General features: G+C 50.4%; 14 protein-coding genes. 11 read left to right on the forward strand and 3 right to left on the reverse strand.

Translation table 11 applies throughout. From position 1 onward, the window contains the following. Window positions 1-108 precede the first annotated feature (108 nt). From D3P09_RS17955 to D3P09_RS17975, 5 genes are all read left to right on the forward strand, one after another. A complete protein-coding gene (locus D3P09_RS17955) occupies window positions 109-783 on the forward strand; it encodes a response regulator transcription factor (RefSeq protein WP_120112775.1) in 675 nt (224 codons plus the stop codon). Next, window positions 780-2135: a sensor histidine kinase gene (locus D3P09_RS17960; protein ID WP_120112777.1), complete on the forward strand. Its 1356-nt coding sequence runs from the start codon at window positions 780-782 to the stop codon at window positions 2133-2135. Before D3P09_RS17955 ends, D3P09_RS17960 begins: the two co-directional genes overlap by 4 nt. 132 nt (window positions 2136-2267) lie before the next feature. After that, the gene (locus tag D3P09_RS17965) at window positions 2268-3203 is read left to right on the forward strand and encodes an alpha/beta fold hydrolase (protein WP_120112779.1); all 936 of its coding nucleotides are present in this window, start codon (window positions 2268-2270) and stop codon (window positions 3201-3203) included. Between the two features lie 324 nt (window positions 3204-3527). Beyond that, the gene (locus D3P09_RS17970; protein ID WP_120112780.1) at window positions 3528-3929 is read left to right on the forward strand and encodes a RidA family protein; all 402 of its coding nucleotides are present in this window, start codon (window positions 3528-3530) and stop codon (window positions 3927-3929) included. 237 nt (window positions 3930-4166) lie between these two features. Further along, window positions 4167-5453 carry an S-layer homology domain-containing protein gene (locus tag D3P09_RS17975; protein WP_133305024.1) on the forward strand — a complete coding sequence of 429 codons (1287 nt, stop codon included), beginning with the start codon at window positions 4167-4169 and terminating at the stop codon, window positions 5451-5453. Between the two features lie 41 nt (window positions 5454-5494). Here the strand turns inward: D3P09_RS17975 and D3P09_RS17980 are convergent, their stop codons facing one another. Together D3P09_RS17980 and D3P09_RS17985 are read right to left on the reverse strand one after the other, a co-directional pair. Then, the gene (locus D3P09_RS17980) at window positions 5495-6271 is read right to left on the reverse strand and encodes an AraC family transcriptional regulator (RefSeq protein ID WP_120113331.1); all 777 of its coding nucleotides are present in this window, start codon (window positions 6269-6271) and stop codon (window positions 5495-5497) included. Window positions 6272-6304: 33 nt separating this feature from the next. Then, complete coding sequence (locus D3P09_RS17985) at window positions 6305-6880, reverse strand: LysE family translocator (RefSeq protein ID WP_120112784.1); 576 nt, start codon at window positions 6878-6880, stop codon at window positions 6305-6307. Between the two features lie 306 nt (window positions 6881-7186). Here D3P09_RS17985 and D3P09_RS17990 point away from each other — a divergent pair, with 306 nt between their 5' ends. The 6 genes from D3P09_RS17990 (at window position 7187) to D3P09_RS18015 (ending at window position 15014) form a co-directional block, all read left to right on the forward strand. Then, window positions 7187-9778, forward strand: a complete 2592-nt coding sequence (locus tag D3P09_RS17990) for an S-layer homology domain-containing protein (RefSeq protein ID WP_120112785.1) — start codon at window positions 7187-7189, stop codon at window positions 9776-9778. Between the two features lie 141 nt (window positions 9779-9919). Next, a complete protein-coding gene (locus D3P09_RS17995) occupies window positions 9920-11614 on the forward strand; it encodes a sensor histidine kinase (RefSeq protein WP_243644292.1) in 1695 nt (564 codons plus the stop codon). A gap of 1 nt (window position 11615) precedes the next feature. Then, window positions 11616-12257 carry a response regulator gene (locus D3P09_RS18000; protein WP_120112787.1) on the forward strand — a complete coding sequence of 214 codons (642 nt, stop codon included), beginning with the start codon at window positions 11616-11618 and terminating at the stop codon, window positions 12255-12257. Window positions 12258-12408: 151 nt separating this feature from the next. Next, a complete protein-coding gene (locus D3P09_RS18005; protein ID WP_120112789.1) occupies window positions 12409-13230 on the forward strand; it encodes an NmrA family NAD(P)-binding protein in 822 nt (273 codons plus the stop codon). A 17-nt stretch (window positions 13231-13247) separates the two neighbouring features. Then, on the forward strand, window positions 13248-13793 hold the full coding sequence (locus D3P09_RS18010; RefSeq protein WP_120112790.1) for an NADPH-dependent FMN reductase: 546 nt from the start codon (window positions 13248-13250) through the stop codon (window positions 13791-13793). A gap of 24 nt (window positions 13794-13817) precedes the next feature. Further along, entirely contained in the window at window positions 13818-15014 is a 1197-nt protein-coding gene (locus tag D3P09_RS18015; protein ID WP_120112792.1) for an MFS transporter, read from the forward strand. Window positions 15015-15872: 858 nt separating this feature from the next. Here the strand turns inward: D3P09_RS18015 and D3P09_RS18020 are convergent. Continuing rightward, entirely contained in the window at window positions 15873-16856 is a 984-nt protein-coding gene (locus tag D3P09_RS18020) for a sensor domain-containing diguanylate cyclase (RefSeq protein ID WP_120112793.1), read from the reverse strand. Window positions 16857-16880: the final 24 nt, after the last annotated feature.

Raw genomic sequence — 16880 nt, forward strand, 5'->3', positions numbered from 1 at the left:
GCTTTTTTTTCTTTTTGCACAGCCGAAAACCCGCCAAATTTATGCACGGCATGGGCTTTATAGTATACTGGTTACCAAGTATAACGAGGGAAAAGAGGGGACGGATGGATGCCTACAATATTAGTTGCCGATGATGATGTGAACATTCGCGAACTCGTCTGCTTGTTTTTGCGCAATGACGGATTTGAGACTCTCGAAGCCGCAGACGGCAAGGAAGCGATGGCCGTATATAACTCGACGAGAGTCGATCTTGTCGTGCTTGATATTATGATGCCGCTTATGGATGGCTGGGAGCTGTGCAGAGAGCTGCGAAAAGCCAATCCTGACCTCCCGCTGCTCATGCTGACGGCAAGAGGCGAGACCTGGGAGAAGGTGAAGGGGTTCCAGCTTGGGACGGATGATTATTTGACCAAGCCGTTCGATCCGCTGGAGCTGACGGTTCGCGTGAGGGCGCTGCTGAAGCGTTACGGAGTCAGCTCGTCCCAGACGATCCAGATCGGCAGCGTTCTGCTGGACCGGCAGACTTACAAGGTGACGAAGGGGGACGAGTCGCTGGCGCTCCCGCTCAAGGAATTTGAATTATTGTACAAGCTGGCGGGCAAGCCCGGACAAATCTATACGCGCGAGCAGCTGATCGATCAGATCTGGGGAATGGATTACGGTGGAGATGAACGGACGGTTGATGTTCATATCAAGCGGCTGCGTGAACGGTTCGCAGAAACGCCTGATTTTCGGATCGATACCGTGCGCGGTCTTGGTTACCGGCTAGAGGTCTCTCCATGATCAGCTCTTTATACACCCGAGTCGTATTTACCTTTCTGGTGTCTGTCATAGGAGGTACGATTATTGCTTCGTTTACTACATCGTGGTTATATCAGGAGAAGCTGAACGATAACCTGATGCTCAACGTATTCCACTTCGGCGAAGACGTCTCGCGGATCTACGATGCCTTGCCGCCTGCGGAGGCTGATTTATATGTCAGCGGAATGAAGCAGCTCCATTCCTTTCATATTCGCATGTATGACGAAGGCGGACTTATTCAGTCTTTTGGGGAGTTGAACGGTCAGAGTGTATCCGAAGTAACACCGGAGCAAATCAGTCAAGTGCTGGCTGGAGAAGTGCTTCAGATCAGATCGCAAGGAATCGTGCCTGTTCTGATGGGCATGCCTCTTCGTACCGAGACAGGATTGAAAGCCATGTTTGTAGAGCCGCTTGCGTCTTCTTCCGTATCCTTGTTGGTGAGGTTTTTAACCAACTCCTTAATAACCGGAAGCTTGCTCATTCTGATCGCAGCCGTATTTTTGGTCAGGCCGATCAAGAAGCTGACTGAAGCAACCAAGCGCATCGCGGCGGGAGACTTCAATGTCAAGCTGAACATTAAGCAAAAGGGCGAGCTGGGCACGCTCGCGCGCAGCTTCGAAGAGATGATGCGCGATCTGAAGCAGCTGGAGCAGATGCGCAAGGAGTTCGTATCCAATGTATCTCATGAGGTGCAGTCGCCCCTCACCTCGATTTCCGGTTATGCCATAGCGCTCAAGCAAGCAGGCATTCCTGAAAGCGAGCACAATCGCTACCTGGATATTATCATCTCCGAAGCGAAGCGCATGTCCAAGATGAGCGACAGCCTGCTCAAGCTAAGCTTGCTGGAGTCCAGCACGCAGCAGCTGAAGGTAACTGAGCTCAGGCTAGATGAGCAGATCAGGCGGGTCATTGTGGCGATTCAGCCGCAATGGTCGGCACGCAGCATTAGCTTTGACATGAATCTGAAGCCCATACTCGTCACTGCAGATCACGACCAGCTCAATCAAGTCTGGACCAACATTATTGGGAATAGCATCAAGTTTTCCGAAGATGGCGGCACCATTCACGTCAGCATGAAGCAAGACGCCAAAACCGTAACCGTACGCATAGCCGACGAGGGCATCGGTATCTCCGGGGAGGACCAGAAACGTATATTCGAGCGGTTCTTCAAAGCCGACCGATCCCATAGCCGCAAGTATGACGGCAGCGGCATGGGGCTCGCCATTGCGAAGCAAATCGTATCGCTTCATCAAGGACACATCCGTGTCGAGAGCGAACTTGGAAGGGGCGCAGCTTTTATCGTCACTTTGCCGCTTGCGTCATCTGCGGAGTAGCTCGCATTATACTCGACGCTGTTCATATTCAGTTCATATTCGCGTCATGGTCTGTACATCTTCATCAGTTAAGCTTGCTATACCGGCTTGCTAAGGCAGCCGAATTATCTGGTGAAGAAGGGTGTAGGTAAGATGAAAAAGTGGCTGAGGGTTCTGCTCAAAACTTTAGCAGTAATTCTAATATTGATTGTAGCTTTTATCGCGATCGTATATATCGTGAACGTGGTTGGCAACAAGACAGATCAAAAGAAGATCCAGGCCTATGGACAGCTTGTTCCCGTCGACGGCAAAAATATGAATGTGCTCATTCAAGGGGAAGGCGAAGAGACAGTCGTGCTTCTGCCGGGTTATGGAACAGCGTCGCCTGTCCTGGACTTTAAGCCGCTCATCGACGAGCTGTCGCCGTATTACAAAGTGGTTGCCATTGAGCCCTTCGGATACGGATTAAGCGACTTGACCGATAGGGACCGCACGACCGAAAATATCGTTCAGGAAATCCATGAGGCTCTCCAAAATCTTAACATTGACCGCTATATCCTGATGGGGCACTCAATTACAGGTCTATACGGCGTAGATTATGTAAGCAAGTATAGGGATGAAGTTACTGCATTTATCGGAATCGATACCAGTGTACCAACGCAGGGCGGTATGGATGTCGAATTCCCGATCGGGCAATATAAGCTGCTCAAAAACTCAGGCTTTGCCAGATTGATGCTGAAATTTAGTCCCGATCCTTATGAAGGCTTGCCTTACGATGAAGAAACCAGAAAACAATTTAAATTGATCCAGCTCAAGAACATGTTCAACCCTACCATCTTGAACGAGATGGAGCATATCTCCTCGAATTTCAAAGAGGGCAAGCATATGAAGTTCCCGGTTGATCTTCCTTTGCTGCTTCTTGTCGGAAGCGATAATCCCTCTGAGGAATGGGTTCCGCTTCATGAAGAGCAAGCGGCTAGCGTAGAGAATGGCAAAATGGTTGTTTTCGATTATAGCCATTATGTGCATCATACAAAATCGAAGGAAATTGCGGAGAACTTCAGACAGTTCATGGCGGGCTTGAAGTAAGCCTGCCGAAGCAATCGAAATGCTACCTGACAAGGTGCATGGATGGCTAATATACCGTCTGTGCACTTTATTTTTTTATGATCTGGCTTGAGAAGGATAGCTAACTTGGCTATACCGGCAGCATCTATGATATACTGTGTAACGTTACACTACACTTTTCGATGGGGAGGGGGATATTCAATGAAGAAGCGGGCTTTGCGTAATTTGTCTTTCGGCATTGGATATTCAACAGCTGTTTTCTTCTAGAATGACCGCAGACGGGATACGTCTGTCCATTTTCGGTCATTCCAATAATAGCGTACCTATTGAAAAGGAGAATATACAATGCAAAACAATAACCCTTTCGTTCAACGCTCCAATCCGAATACGATCGCGCCGCCGGTCGGTCAATATAGCCATGTTACGAAGATTAGTCGCAATGCCGAGTGGTATGTCTTTTCCGGGCAGATCGGAACGGATGTCAGCGGCAATATTCCGCCAGATCTCAGTCAGCAAGCGGCTTATACCCTCGATAATATAGGGAAGGTTCTTGCGTCCCAGCAATTAACGCCTGATCATGTAGTCAAGGTCAATATCTGGGCTGTTGAGCCGATTGACTGGGATCACTTCTACGGGGTGTGGGGAGCGACGTTCGGCGCCACGCCTCCATCGATGACAATAGCGTATGTGCAGGCTCTTGGCTTGCCTGAACTGAAGATTGAGCTCGACGTGTGGGCTGCCGGATAGAGTCAGGCCAATTACAGTTTGTGAATGAGCACCTTGTCCTTTGTGGGGACAGGGTGCTTTTTAATGGAGTCTGAAGATGATTGAAATTAATTGAATGATTTATTTGCAGGAAAAAACTCCAAGCTGCCACAGCCTGTGTATAATGAAGACGTATGGAACGTGATGATTATAGGGTGTGGTCTGTAATGGCAGTAGAGTGGCCGTGGCTTGATAATACTAGGAGAGCGGGGAACGAATGTGAAATCATGGATGGCTTGGGTTGCTGGAAGGAAAGGCAAAGAACGGACAAGCAGCCGCGGACAGTTACTGTGCCTGGTCATCGCTTGTACGCTGTTCGCCTTGCCGAGCGGCAGTGAGGCGGCTTCAGACGGGGCATGGACGACGGCAATCAGTGCCTCTGAAGAGGCAGTGCCGGATTTCTATGCAGATATCTCTTCATCGTCTGGCCATGCAAGAATGGAGCTATCAACCGATGAGATTGCTTCGGGCACTATTCGAATTGCGGCGGATGCAGCTGCTGCGCAGTTCACCTTGTCCCAAGCGGTCTTGGAGAGATTGAACCAGAAATCTTTCGACATAACGCTTGTTTTTGCTACAGCGTCTGAATCGATCGTCATACCGTTAAGTGAACTGCCCGATGATGGTGCTGCGATTGTACAGGTAGGACGCGAGGGGGGTTCAACCAAGCTGGCTGAGGTGCTGGCGGGTCTGCCGACCGGCGTGAAAGCAGGTCCAATCCGCTTCGAAGTAACGTCTGGCGGCCCGCCAGCAGAAGGTGTCACATTCTCCCGCTACGTGGAGCGGTATATCAACCTTGGGCTTAGCAAAATTTCCGACTCTGCAACGGTCCTGCAGTGGGATGAAGAGCTTGGCGAGCTTCGCTTTGTACCGGCGCGATTCGAGAATGAAGGGGTCAACACGGTTGCAGTCATCCATAGCAGAGAAGACGGAGTATATCTGGTTGTCGATCAAGCGGTCAGCTTTGCGGATATGGAGGGGCATTGGGGGCGTCAGGAAGTAGAACGGTTGGCTGCAAAAGGAATCATTCAAGGGCGCGGCGCAGGGCAATTCGATCCAAGCGGTTCGGTTACTCGGGCCGAGACAGCCGCTCTCCTGGTTCGGGCGCTTGGCATTGTCCCTTCGGAATCAGCTTCCAGCTTCACGGATATGGAGGACAAGTGGTATGCGAGCTCTGTCGCTGCCGCACAGAAAGCAGGACTCATTACAGGCTACAACGATGATACATTCCGTCCTGATGATAAGGTGACACGCCAGGAATTGGCAGTTATGATGGGCAGAGCTATCGCGTACGCGGGCGGAGCGGGGCATAAGCCAACAGTCCGCGGCCATATGGCTGATACCGATCGCATAGCTCCATGGGCGCTTGAATCAGTAGAGCAAGCCCTTGAGCTTGGCATTATTAAAGGCGATGACTCTGGCAGCTTCCGTCCGCAAGCGGCGGCGACTCGAGCAGAGATGGCTGCCATGTTATCCCGCATGCTGCAATCGCTTGGCTTTATATAGAATTTAATAAGGGGGTGTCTCGATAGAGTCGAGACACCCCCTTATTTCATGTGCGACAAATACTCAAATGCCGTTGTGCCGTACATGCTTTTAAAATGTTTATTTAAGTGCGCCAGATCGACAAACCCGCAATCCGCTACCGCCGAATAGACATCCCTGTTCTTTTCGATTAATTGCTTTGCGAGTTCGATTTTACAGTTAAGGAAGTATTGATACGGTGAAATCCCCGTATGCGCCTTGAATAGCCGGATGAATTGAAACTTGGACAATTGAAGCTCGCCGCTGATCTCATCCAGCTTCAGGACATGGTCCAAGCCCGCATGAAGCATATCCTTTGCTCTCCGAATCATCGCATGCTCCTTTCTGTCATCCGTGGAGAGCGTGGTTTGAACCAGTCGGTTCGCCAAGGACAAGTACAATTCACTGCACAATGCTTCGTCCTTTTCTTTCAATATAGCGTCGGAAAGATTCAAGATGCGTCTCTCCAGCTGAGCATCATATACGATCGGGGTCGAGAAGCGCGGAGCCGCTTTTATCTCTATCGCCTCAAGCAGCAGCTCGGGCTCAATATAGAGCATGACATAATCCAGACCGGATCTGTCGTAAGCCATTCCATCATGCGCTTGCTCCGGATTGAACAGCATTACGCCATTCTGATAAGACAGCTGCAGGCTGCCGTCCAAGCTATATTTTTGTATCCCGCGCAGCGTAACGCCAACGGCATACTCCTGATGAGCATGCTTTTTATACGTAAAATCCGTCATGCTTGCGGTCAGCGCAGTTATTCCGATCGATTTTTTATAAATGAACCTGTTCATCTCATCCATATTTTCACCTCAATCAAAGCATGCCTACAGCCAGATCATAATCGCGGCATAAGCAAGTGATAATGCCATGCATATATTTACTATCCTCTTATGTTTCAGCAAAAAAGTTTTGAACATCGCTCCGAAGAGCACCCATGTCAGAAAGGCTAGAAATCCAATAAGCGTGACCACAGCTATGCCGCATATCCGCGCGCTGCTTGAGCTGTAATGAGGCAGAATGAACGCCGGAATGACTGTCAGCGAGTAGAGGACTACCTTCGGATTAAGAAATTGCATCATGATGCCCGACCAGAAGGAGGCTGCTTGGTTCGAGACGGCCTTTGACACATCCATCCTGTAAATCAGATAAGCAAGATAGAGCATATAGAGTGTTCCGATTATTTGCATCACAACCATGATTTTCGGCAAATAGGCAATCAGCCACGTATTGAGCGTAGCGGATATCATCAGTAATAAGCCCAGGCCAAGCGTTGCGCCATACGTATATTCCATGGCTTTTTTTGACCCAAAGCGATGGACAGTAGACAGGATGACGATATTCGTAGGACCCGGTGTAATAGTAGCAATTATACAGTAAATCAAAAAAGATGTAAGACTCATGAGAACCCTTCTTTCTGGTATTCTCACATCCTACATCTATAAATAGAAAAGCTATAGTATATTATTGCAGATTCAGCGCATCACGGCCTTAATAATGTGTATATTGGTGCATGTTTCTTTCAAGATGAACCAATAGGAGTGAAATTTTTAACAAAAAAAGGGTTTCGAGTTTAAGCTGCAGAAAAGTATTCTATACGCCAAATTATGCAGTGTATGAATGAATAATATTGTCGTTATCGGAATGTATCGTCGTTACCGGAGTGTGTTGCTCTGGCGACGCACATCTTATGGTTGGGGGAATTGCATATGCATCAATGGAAAAGAAGGAGGATACTGAGCGGTTTTATAGCGTTATTGCTTGTGCTCAGCATATCTCCAGTTCAATCAGCAAGCGCAGGCGCGCTTAATCCGCTTGGTCCGAATTATGAAATGACGGCCTATCCGGATTGGCCTAGCGGAATGGCCATGAACTATTCTCTCTTTGGCGGTGGAGTTTTTGACGGTCAAGATATATGGATGATTCCTGCGGAAACGGATAGAGTGGTGAAGCTTAATCCCGAGACAGGGGTGATGACAGGTTATTTGAACTGGCCTGCCGGGTTTACGAAGAGCAACGGAGCTTTCAGCGGAGGCGTATTTGACGGTCAGCACATATGGATGGTCCCAAGCCTTGCGGACAGGGTAATCAAGTTGGATCCAGCAACGGGAATCATGACAGGATATAACGATTGGCCAGCTGGCTATCAGAGTCAAAGTGCGGCATTTTCCAAAGGAGTTTTTGATGGGACTTATATCTGGCTAATTCCAGTCAATGCCAATCAAGTGATTCGAATCGATCCGGCAACAGGCGAGATGACGGGTTATGATCAGTGGCCGGCCGGGTTCCAAAAGGAAAACTATGCTTTCGCCGAGGGCGTGTTCGATGGCACCTCAATTTGGATGATTCCGTCAAGAGCGGACCGGGTAATCCAATTGAATCCGGCAACCGGTGAAATGACAGGATATAGCGACTGGCCTTCAGGATTCAATAGCACAGGCTATGCGTTTAAGGGCGCTGTATTTGATGGGAATTCGATATGGATGCTTCCATATAGCGCTAATCAGATTGTGAAATTGGATACGGCCACGGGCGATATGACTGGATTTGACCAATGGCCTAGCGGGTTCGATAAGAGCCAAAACCTGTTCACGAATGGCGCGTTTGACGGCGAGCATATTTGGATGAAGCCATCCAGGGATTCGCGTATTTTGAAGATTAATCCGGCAACTGGAGCTATAACAGGATTAGAGCCATGGCCAGTTGGTTTCAATGGAGAGTCTAAATCCTTTAATGATGCCGTCTATGATGGGCTCAGCGTCTGGTTTATTCCTTCCAATGCGGACCGGGTTTTTCGTTTGACAAGCGTTCCAGAACTCAGCGCGGTTACAGGGGGAGATGGCCAAGCGACAATCTCGTGGCAGCCTGTACATGGAGCGACGGGTTACCATGTCTATCAAAGCCTGACGCCTGGAGGCAGCGGAATAGAGATTGCCGCGGTAAGCGGAACGGAGAGTTCTCATGCGGCAACGGGTTTATCGAATGGAGTGACCTACTATTTTACGGTAAAAGCTGAATATGCTTGGGGAGAAAGCGCGGCGTCCAATGAGATGAGCGCCACGCCAATGAGCAGAACGATCCCGGTCTCGGTGCCATCCAAGCCTTACATTGACAATAACGGCATATGGGTAGACCCCGATTCGCTGGATAGCGCAAAACCATCTATCGTGCTGGAATCGGATCCAGGCGGCAAGGGCAGCATCTATGTCACTCTTCCAGCTAGTGTGCTGGAGAGCTATAGGAGCAAGAACGACAGTCTAATCATTGAGGTCAAAGCAACCTTTGGCCGCATTCATGTCCCGGTTCAACTGGCATCCCTGCTGCCGAAGATGAATGAACAGTTAGCTTCAAGCCATACGAATGTCGGCGATGCAGGCTTTAAGATCACGTTGACTGACAAGTCGGGGGATCAGAACATTCGTACAGCCTTATCCGGCCAGTATCCGCAAGTCCAGCTATGGGATGCGATGGCTGATTTTCAGATAGAGATCATGAACCTTGCAACGGGGCAAAGGATCGGGAAAGCTGAATCAACCAGTCTAGCGCTCACCAAGCTTGTTCCAATTCCCAATGAGTATACGGCTATACCGGTATTATGGGGCGCATTCCGTTATGAGGAATCGACCAAGACCTTTGCTTATGCGCCTGCGCGAATCATAACGATTGACAGCAAGCCTTATGCGGAGATACGCTCCTATGCCAATACGACATATGCAGCAGGCAAGCATGAGGTCAGCTTTGCCGATGCGCAATCCCATTGGAGCGAGCCGTATGTCGAGCTGGCAGCTGCGAAAGGACTGGTGGAAGGCAATGGAGAAGGCCGATATTATCCTGATCAAGCTGTAACTCGTGCCCAATTTGCTGCGATGCTGGTGCGTGCGTTGGGACGTAGTACGACTGTGGATAGCATCGATTTGCCTTATCAAGACGTTCGCGCTGACTCATGGTATTTCAGCGCAGTGGCAGAGGCGAAGAAGCTAGGGCTTTTGGGCTTCGCCGGCAATCAGCAATTCCAGCCGGGTCAGGCACTTTCCCGCGAGGAGATGGCCGGTATGCTTGCGGCAGCGTTGAAGCTGGAAGGAATAAGCGGATCTAGCGCTGACTTAGCAGCATTAAACCATTATCAGGACGTAAAGCACATCGATCCCGCAAGGCTGCAGGATGTACGAATGATGGCGGAGCTCCAGATTATGAACGGAACAAGCGAGGAATGGTTTAGTCCGAAAAGCGACATTACACGGGCGCAAGCGGCCACGGCGCTGATTCGTGCGCTGCAAGTGTTGGGCTGGATCAATAAATAAGGCCTTGCAGGTGCGTGGACGGCTGATTGCCGTCCATGCGCCTTTTCTTTTTTTTCAAGGGACGTACAGGCATACGAATGATTATATTTATTCGATTGGAGAAATAAGGTATGATCTAGCTAATCAGCAGGATTGCAAGAGATGGTGGTGAAATGGATGTACGAGGAACAGACGTTGCGTTATAAGGACCTGCTTATTCTGAAGACAATCGCGGAAACCTTGAACCGGAACCATGATATGAGGCTCATGCTTCAAAGCACGTTGGAGAAGCTGCTGGAACTGACCGGGCTGAAGACAGGCTGGATCTTTCTGGCGGATGATGAGCCTATCTATCATCATGCAGCAGATCATAATCTGCCGGCAGCGCTCGCGAGGAATGACAAGGAGCCTTTGCGGGGCGAAGCCTGCTTCTGCCTTCGGCTCTATTGGAGAGATTCGCTCAATCAAGCAGTGAACATCATTGAATGCGAGCGTCTCCATGATACCGCCACGCAGTCGCTTGGCGATATGAATAATCTTACCCATCACGCCACGGTGCCGCTCACGATATGCGGGGAGCGATTCGGGCTGCTGAATGTAGGATCGCCTGGCAAAGAACATTTCAGCGACGAAGAGCTTGCCCTTCTTGAAGGAGTGGCCTATCAGATTGGTACAGCGGTGGAGCGTACCCGGCTGCTTGAACAAAAGGAGAAGCTCGCCGTTGACAATATCGCGCGCTATATCGTGGATTATTATAACAGCACCAATGAAGTAACGCGGCATATCTGGACGATCAATAACTTGAGAGAGCTGCTGCTAACGGTTGTGTTGAATATTGGCACGTATTTCGAATGGCCGACGGTAGCTATTGCCGTTCATCAAGGCAACCGGCTGATGCTTAGAGCACTCTATGACAACGAGAATGCACGAATCTTGAATGAATCCAGGCTGCATCTGGAGGAAGGAACTTCAGACATTATTCATCAAGCTTACAGAGAACAATCCGTATGCCAGAGCAGGGGTACCCCCTTTGCCTTTGCCGCCCTTCAGTCAAGCCAAAACATGTATTCGATCGCAATTCCGCTGCAAAAACAACAGCCGTTGCTAGAAAACGAACCGTTCGGTGTGCTGCTTATCGGCAGAGAGTTGTCCACATTCAGCGAGCTGGAAATCAAAATTTTAACGACGCTGGCGGATCATATTTCACTGGCTATGGAAAGAATCCGCTTATACGACGAATGGCAGGATCTGCTGTTATCGGAAGAGAGGAACAGGCTCGCGCTCGACTTGCATGATTCTGTCAATCAGAAGCTGTTTTCGCTGTCGCTGACTGCACAGGGCATCAAGGAGCTGCTAAGGGACGAGAACCCGCTCGTCGCAGACGGAATTGGCGATATTCAGAAGCTGTCGCAAGAGACATTGTCCGAGATGCGCACCTTGATCTGGCAGCTTCGCCCTTATAGTGCCGAGAAGGGAATGCTTGTTTCTTTGAAGGAATACGCTTCAAAAATCGGCATCCATGTTACCTTGCAGATGAAGGATGATGTGCAATTCACCGAGAAGGTAGAAAAAACCTTGTGGAGGATCGGTCAGGAAGCGATCAATAATGTGAGCAAGCATGCGCGTACGAATCGCGCTACGATCACTATTAAGTCGATTGAAGACCAAATTCAAATGAGCATCATCGACCATGGCTGCGGGTTCGTACTGGAGCAAGCAGAGACGAAGCTCGCGACTCTGGGGATCAGCAGCATGAGTGAAAGAGCGGCGCAAGTCAATGGAAGGTTGAAAATCAACAGTACGGAAGGCAAAGGAACGATCGTTACCGTTATGGTGCCGCGTTTAAGGGAGAATTGACATGAAGACGATAAAAGTGCTGATCGTAGACGATCATTTGGTTGTGTTAAGGGGACTTCGCTTCTTCTTGCAAACCCAGTCCGCAATTGAAATTGTCGGCCAAGCCCAGAATGGCGAAGAGGCTCTCCGGCAGGTGCAAGAGCTGAATCCCGATATTGTGCTCATGGATCTCATTATGCCGGGAATGAGCGGGATTGAGGCCACAAGGAGAATAAAGGAGCAGCATCCGAAGGTGAAAGTTATCATTCTCTCGAGCTATTCAGACCGCGAGTCCGTGCTGCAAGCAATCAAGGCAGGCGCCATCGGCTACCAATTAAAAGATGTTAGACCGGAAGCGCTGATCGAATCCATACAGGCAGCTATGGATGGCAGGAAGACGCTGCATCCCGAAGCAACTCATCAGCTGATGTCCCACGTAGTCATGGAGAATGAAGAGGAGAAGCGAATTGACGTTCTTACTGCGAAGGAGCGCGTAGTCTTGCAGCATATCACGCTTGGCCAGAGCAACAAGGAAATTGCGGCAGATCTTCATATTTCCGAGAAAACAGTAAAGACCCATATCACGCATATTTTGGCCAAGCTTGAAATGCAGGATCGTACACAAGCTGCGCTGCTTGCGACCAAAAACAATTGGTTCGGCTAATGGGAAGGTCTTAGTCCAAGGTCTTATCTTCGGATAAGACCTTTTTCTTATGTGTTTATTAGACGAACGCAGGACGCTATGACTTGGGAATTGATGTAAATTTAGAGATGTTCCATAAACCAATTAGCGATTCGGAGGAGGATGTATACAGTTGACTATTCTAGTAACAGGCGCAACCGGGAATGTTGGACGGCATGTCGTTGATCAGCTTGTCCGTTCGGGTGCTCGCGTCAGGGCTCTTACGCGCAATCCTGCAACTGCCAATCTGCCGCAGTCCGTGGAGGTCGTATACGGAGAGCTAACCGATCCTCAGAGCCTTGTTCCGGCACTGGAAGGAGTAACCGCCATGCATTTAATTACATTTAATGGCGCCGACTCCGCTCCGCTGCAGACCGGGGCTGAAATTATAGCGCTGGCCGAAAAAGCCGGCGTACGAAAAGTGACGCTATTGTGGAGCGGCGAGAGAGGTCCGGTAGAGGCGGCGGCAGAAGAAAGCGGATTGGAATGGACCCATCTCCAGCCGCCTGTTGAATTTATGTCCAATGCACGGGAATGGGCGGAATCTATTCGATCTGAAGGTGTAATCAGAGGACTGAACCGCGAGGTATTAAGCGCCATGATTCATGAAGCGGATATTGGCAGCGTCGCTGCAACGGTGCTTATGGAGGATGGCCATGCTTTTAAAAGCTATACGTTGACCGGGCCTGAAGTGCTGTCCGTATCCGATAAGCTGCGTCACATTAGTGCCGAGATCGGCCGGGAGCTTGAATTTATCGAATTAACGGAAGCTGAAGAGCGGGCCAAGATGCGCCAAGCCGGCATTCAGGAAGACGTCATCGATTATGTCGTCGGCTGGCATGCCAATCCGCCCAAGGAGTCCTATCAGGTATGGCCGACTGTTGAGCAGATTACGGGTCGTCCCGCTCGCACATTCGCGCAATGGGTAGCGGAAAACAGAGAGAAATTTATATAAAAACGGAGATGAAACAAATGAACGAGCAGCTTAAGATCGGCATTATATTGGGGAGCACCCGTCAAGGAAGGGTGAGCCCGCAAGTCGGCGAGTGGATTAAAGGCATAGCAGACGGGCGCGGGGATGGACACTATGAGATCATTGATATAGCCGAATATAAACTTCCCTTTATGGGAGAAGGCGATCCGGAAGATGCGGGCGTAAAGTCATGGGCGCAAAAAATCGATGAAATGGATGGATATGTATTCATCGTTGCTGAATACAATCATAGCATAACAGGGGCTCTGAAAAATGCGCTCGATTCAGCCTATCATGAATGGAACAACAAGGCAGCGGGAATGGTGAGCTACGGCTCGACAGGAGGCGCCCGTGCAGCCGAGCATTTGCGGGGCATATTAGGCGAACTGCTGGTAGCGGATGTACGCGTTCATCCTACCTTGTCCATCTTCACGGATTTCGAACAATTCCATACCTTTAAGCCTGCGGAGCTGCATACGAAAACCGTTCAGGATATGTTGGATCAAGTGACAGCTTGGAGCGGCGCATTGAAAGGATTGCGATAATTCCGGGCAGCAAGGGGATAGCGTATGATGAAACAACAGAGCAAGGACAGTGGGAGCTATTGGTCGGCCGCATTTCTTAGCATCTGTATAAGCAATATGTTCGTATTTTTGTCTTTTCAGATGATGCTGCCCACGCTTCCCGTCTATCTGACGGACAGCGGTGTAGAACGGTCTGCCGTAGGGCTTGTGGTCGCTATTATTACAGTTGCAGCAGTCCTTGTACGATTATGGACGGGATATGCGCTGGATCATTGGAATCGCCAACGGATCGTTCTCGCGGGATTACTGGCATTTATAATCGCATCACTTGCTTACATGGCATGGCCATCGTTAGGCTGGATTATCTGCTGCAGCATCGTACTCGGCATCGGTTGGGGCATCTTGACTGCCGCTTACGCAACTCTCGTGTCCGATCTGATTCCACCGGGCCGGCAAGGAGCGGGCATCGGCACATATATGTTGTTCAGCTTGGCCAGCATGGCGGTCGGTCCGTACGCGGGCGGATGGATATACGGACAATTCGGTGCATTGGCATTGTTCATGACGGCTTCTGCAGTCGCCGTGCTTCCGCTGACGCTGTCCTTAAAGGGACGGTATGCAGGGACGGCCTCGTCCCAAGAGGCTGCTTCGTCCGGACACCGTTCACATGCTTTGCTGCCCAGCATGTTTGAGCGCTCCGCCTTGCTTCCGGCCGCGCTGTTGATGTTATTCACATGCTGTTATGGAGGCATTCTGACTTATGTTGTATTGTACGGGCAGCAGCTAGGCATCGCGAATGGCGGAATATTCTTCCTGCTGTCTAGCGGCGCCTCGATTCTAGTAAGGCCGCTGGCAGGAAAGCTGTTCGACAGGAGAGGGCCGGCGTATGTTCTTGTACCCGGCATTATGCTTGGCATTGCTGCTTTATCTATGCTGTCGGCAGCAACAGGCTTCTTGTTATTTGCGCTATCAGCCTTTGTTTATGGCTTGTCGTTCGGAGCCGTCCAGCCTTATATGCTGGCATGGACGATTCAACGGGCGTTGCCTGAGAGACGCGGTGCAGCCAACAGCACTTTTTTGATCGGGATGGATATCGGTATCGCAGCAGGCTCGGCTTTGCTTGGTCTAGGGGTCAAGAATGGCGAATATGCCTCCATGTTTGGCCTTTCTGCCGGTATTCTTGGCGTGCTTCTCCTTCTGTATATCGCCAGTCTCGTCTATGTGAGGCGGAGTCCTCGTTAAGACGCAAGAAGGGAGTCCCTTAGTTATCTAGCGTACCTGTTGGGACGCTCTCATGTGATCCGCGAGATAAGCTGAGCTGTAAGCCGAGAAACTCGGCATAGAGAGTGCGAGCGAGCGGAAAGTGGAGCTGCAAGCTGAGAAACTCGGTCTAGGGCGTGCGAGCGAGCGGAAAGTGGATCTGTAGTCCGAGAAACTCGGCCTAGGGCGTGCAAGCGAGCGGATAGTGGAGTTGCAAGCCGAGAAACTCGGCATAGAGAATGTGAGTGAGCGGAAAGTGTAACTGCAAGCCGAGAAACCCGGCCTAGGGCGTGCGAGCGAGCGGAAAGTAAAGCTGCAAGCCGAGAAACTCGGCCTAGGGTGTGCAAGCGAGCGGAAAGTGGAGCTGTAAGCCGAGAAACTCGGCATAGAAAGTGTGAGTGAGCGGAAAGTGGAGCTGTAAGCCGAGAAACTCGGCATAGAGAGTGTGAGTGAGCGGAAAGTGGAGCTGTAAGCCGAGAAACTCGGCATAGAGAGTGTGAGTGAGCGGAATGTGGATCTGTAGTCCGAGAAACTCGGCTTAGAGCGTGCGAGCGAGCGGAAGGTGGATCTTTAGGCCGAGAAACTCGGCTTAGGGCATGTGGGGCGAGCGGAAAGTGGAGCTGCAAGCCGAGAAACTCGGCCTACGGCCTAGGCAGCCAGTAATGCTGCAAGGCGTGAAACACGGCTTAGAACTGCCATGAAAGAAGCCTTCAAACCCACTTTGTGGTGGTTTTGAAGGCTTTTTGTTTGGGAGATGAATTAACAGGTTGTTTCCCTTTTGGGACAGCGACGTTTTTTGCCTGCTACGCAGGGTCCTGCTTCTGGCACATTAGAAGCCGATTAGCTTCTAACCAGGCTTGCCGCATGAGTGGCCTGATTCCTCCCGCTGCTCTTCGAAGCATACAGAGCCAGATCAGCTTGATTCAGCAGCGATTGATCAGTATCTCCATATGTTGCGGTAGCAACGCCGATGCTGATCGTAATCTGGTATTCGCCCAGCATGGTCGATGCAGCAGTGGCGCAGTATCGGTCTGCGATGGACAGACCCGTCTCTTGGTCCGTATCCGGCAGGATAGCTACGAACTCCTCGCCGCCGTAACGGGCGACGATGTCATTCTCCCGAGTCATGGATTGGAGCAAGCGGGCCAGATTGGTCAGCACCTGATCACCGACTGGATGACCATACGTGTCGTTGATATTTTTGAAATGGTCGATATCGATAATGAACAATGAAAACGGCACGTTATTCTCCCGATAGGAGGCGAGAGCGGCCAGCAGCTTTTCCTGAAAATACCGCCGGTTCCCAAGCCCGGTTAATGTATCCGTCCAAGCCATTGCCTCCAGCTGATGATTGATCCGCAGAAGCTCCTGCTGCTTGGTCTCATACTCCGCATGAAGCAGCTCCAGCTTCCGGTTCGCTTCGTTCGTCTTCTGATACAGCTCCTCGAGCCTTGCTTTGCTTTGAAGCACGTCCTTCTCATGCTCGATTCGCTTGCGCATCGCAAGCACGACGCAGTCGATAAAGGTCTCGCTGTCCCGCTGCTGGCGAACGCCGTTCAGCAAGACGGGCACATCCTGCCCCGTGCTGGTCCGGAAGGAGACATACATCTCATTCACATGCCCGTGCAGCTGAATATAAGGATAGAAATAGGTGTGAAAAAACAGCTTGTTCGTCACGGACATCGCGGATTCAATATGCCGTCCCAATAGCTCGCCGCGCTCATAGTCCAGCATGCTCAGCAGAGTCCCATTCACAGACTGGATGATGCCTTCGCTTGAGATGGAGAAGTAGCCGCATGGCGCCGTATCTAATTGTATATTCATTTTCCTACCGACTGCCTTTCTTCA

Source organism: Paenibacillus pinisoli, assembly GCF_003605435.1.
GTDB lineage: Bacteria > Bacillota > Bacilli > Paenibacillales > Paenibacillaceae > Pristimantibacillus > Pristimantibacillus pinisoli.

Excerpts from the sequence above, each read along its gene's own strand:
- D3P09_RS18020 (WP_120112793.1), bottom strand. The coding sequence starts at position 16,856 with ATGAATATACAATTAGATACGGCGCCATGCGGCTACTTCTCCATCTCA.
- D3P09_RS17955 (WP_120112775.1), top strand. The coding sequence starts at position 109 with ATGCCTACAATATTAGTTGCCGATGATGATGTGAACATTCGCGAACTC.
- D3P09_RS17985 (WP_120112784.1), bottom strand. The coding sequence starts at position 6,880 with ATGAGTCTTACATCTTTTTTGATTTACTGTATAATTGCTACTATTACA.
- D3P09_RS17995 (WP_243644292.1), top strand. The coding sequence starts at position 9,920 with ATGGTGGTGAAATGGATGTACGAGGAACAGACGTTGCGTTATAAGGAC.
- D3P09_RS17970 (WP_120112780.1), top strand. The coding sequence starts at position 3,528 with ATGCAAAACAATAACCCTTTCGTTCAACGCTCCAATCCGAATACGATC.
- D3P09_RS17980 (WP_120113331.1), bottom strand. The coding sequence starts at position 6,271 with ATGAACAGGTTCATTTATAAAAAATCGATCGGAATAACTGCGCTGACC.
- D3P09_RS18000 (WP_120112787.1), top strand. The coding sequence starts at position 11,616 with ATGAAGACGATAAAAGTGCTGATCGTAGACGATCATTTGGTTGTGTTA.
- D3P09_RS17965 (WP_120112779.1), top strand. The coding sequence starts at position 2,268 with ATGAAAAAGTGGCTGAGGGTTCTGCTCAAAACTTTAGCAGTAATTCTA.
- D3P09_RS17990 (WP_120112785.1), top strand. The coding sequence starts at position 7,187 with ATGCATCAATGGAAAAGAAGGAGGATACTGAGCGGTTTTATAGCGTTA.
- D3P09_RS17960 (WP_120112777.1), top strand. The coding sequence starts at position 780 with ATGATCAGCTCTTTATACACCCGAGTCGTATTTACCTTTCTGGTGTCT.
- D3P09_RS18010 (WP_120112790.1), top strand. The coding sequence starts at position 13,248 with ATGAACGAGCAGCTTAAGATCGGCATTATATTGGGGAGCACCCGTCAA.
- D3P09_RS18015 (WP_120112792.1), top strand. The coding sequence starts at position 13,818 with ATGATGAAACAACAGAGCAAGGACAGTGGGAGCTATTGGTCGGCCGCA.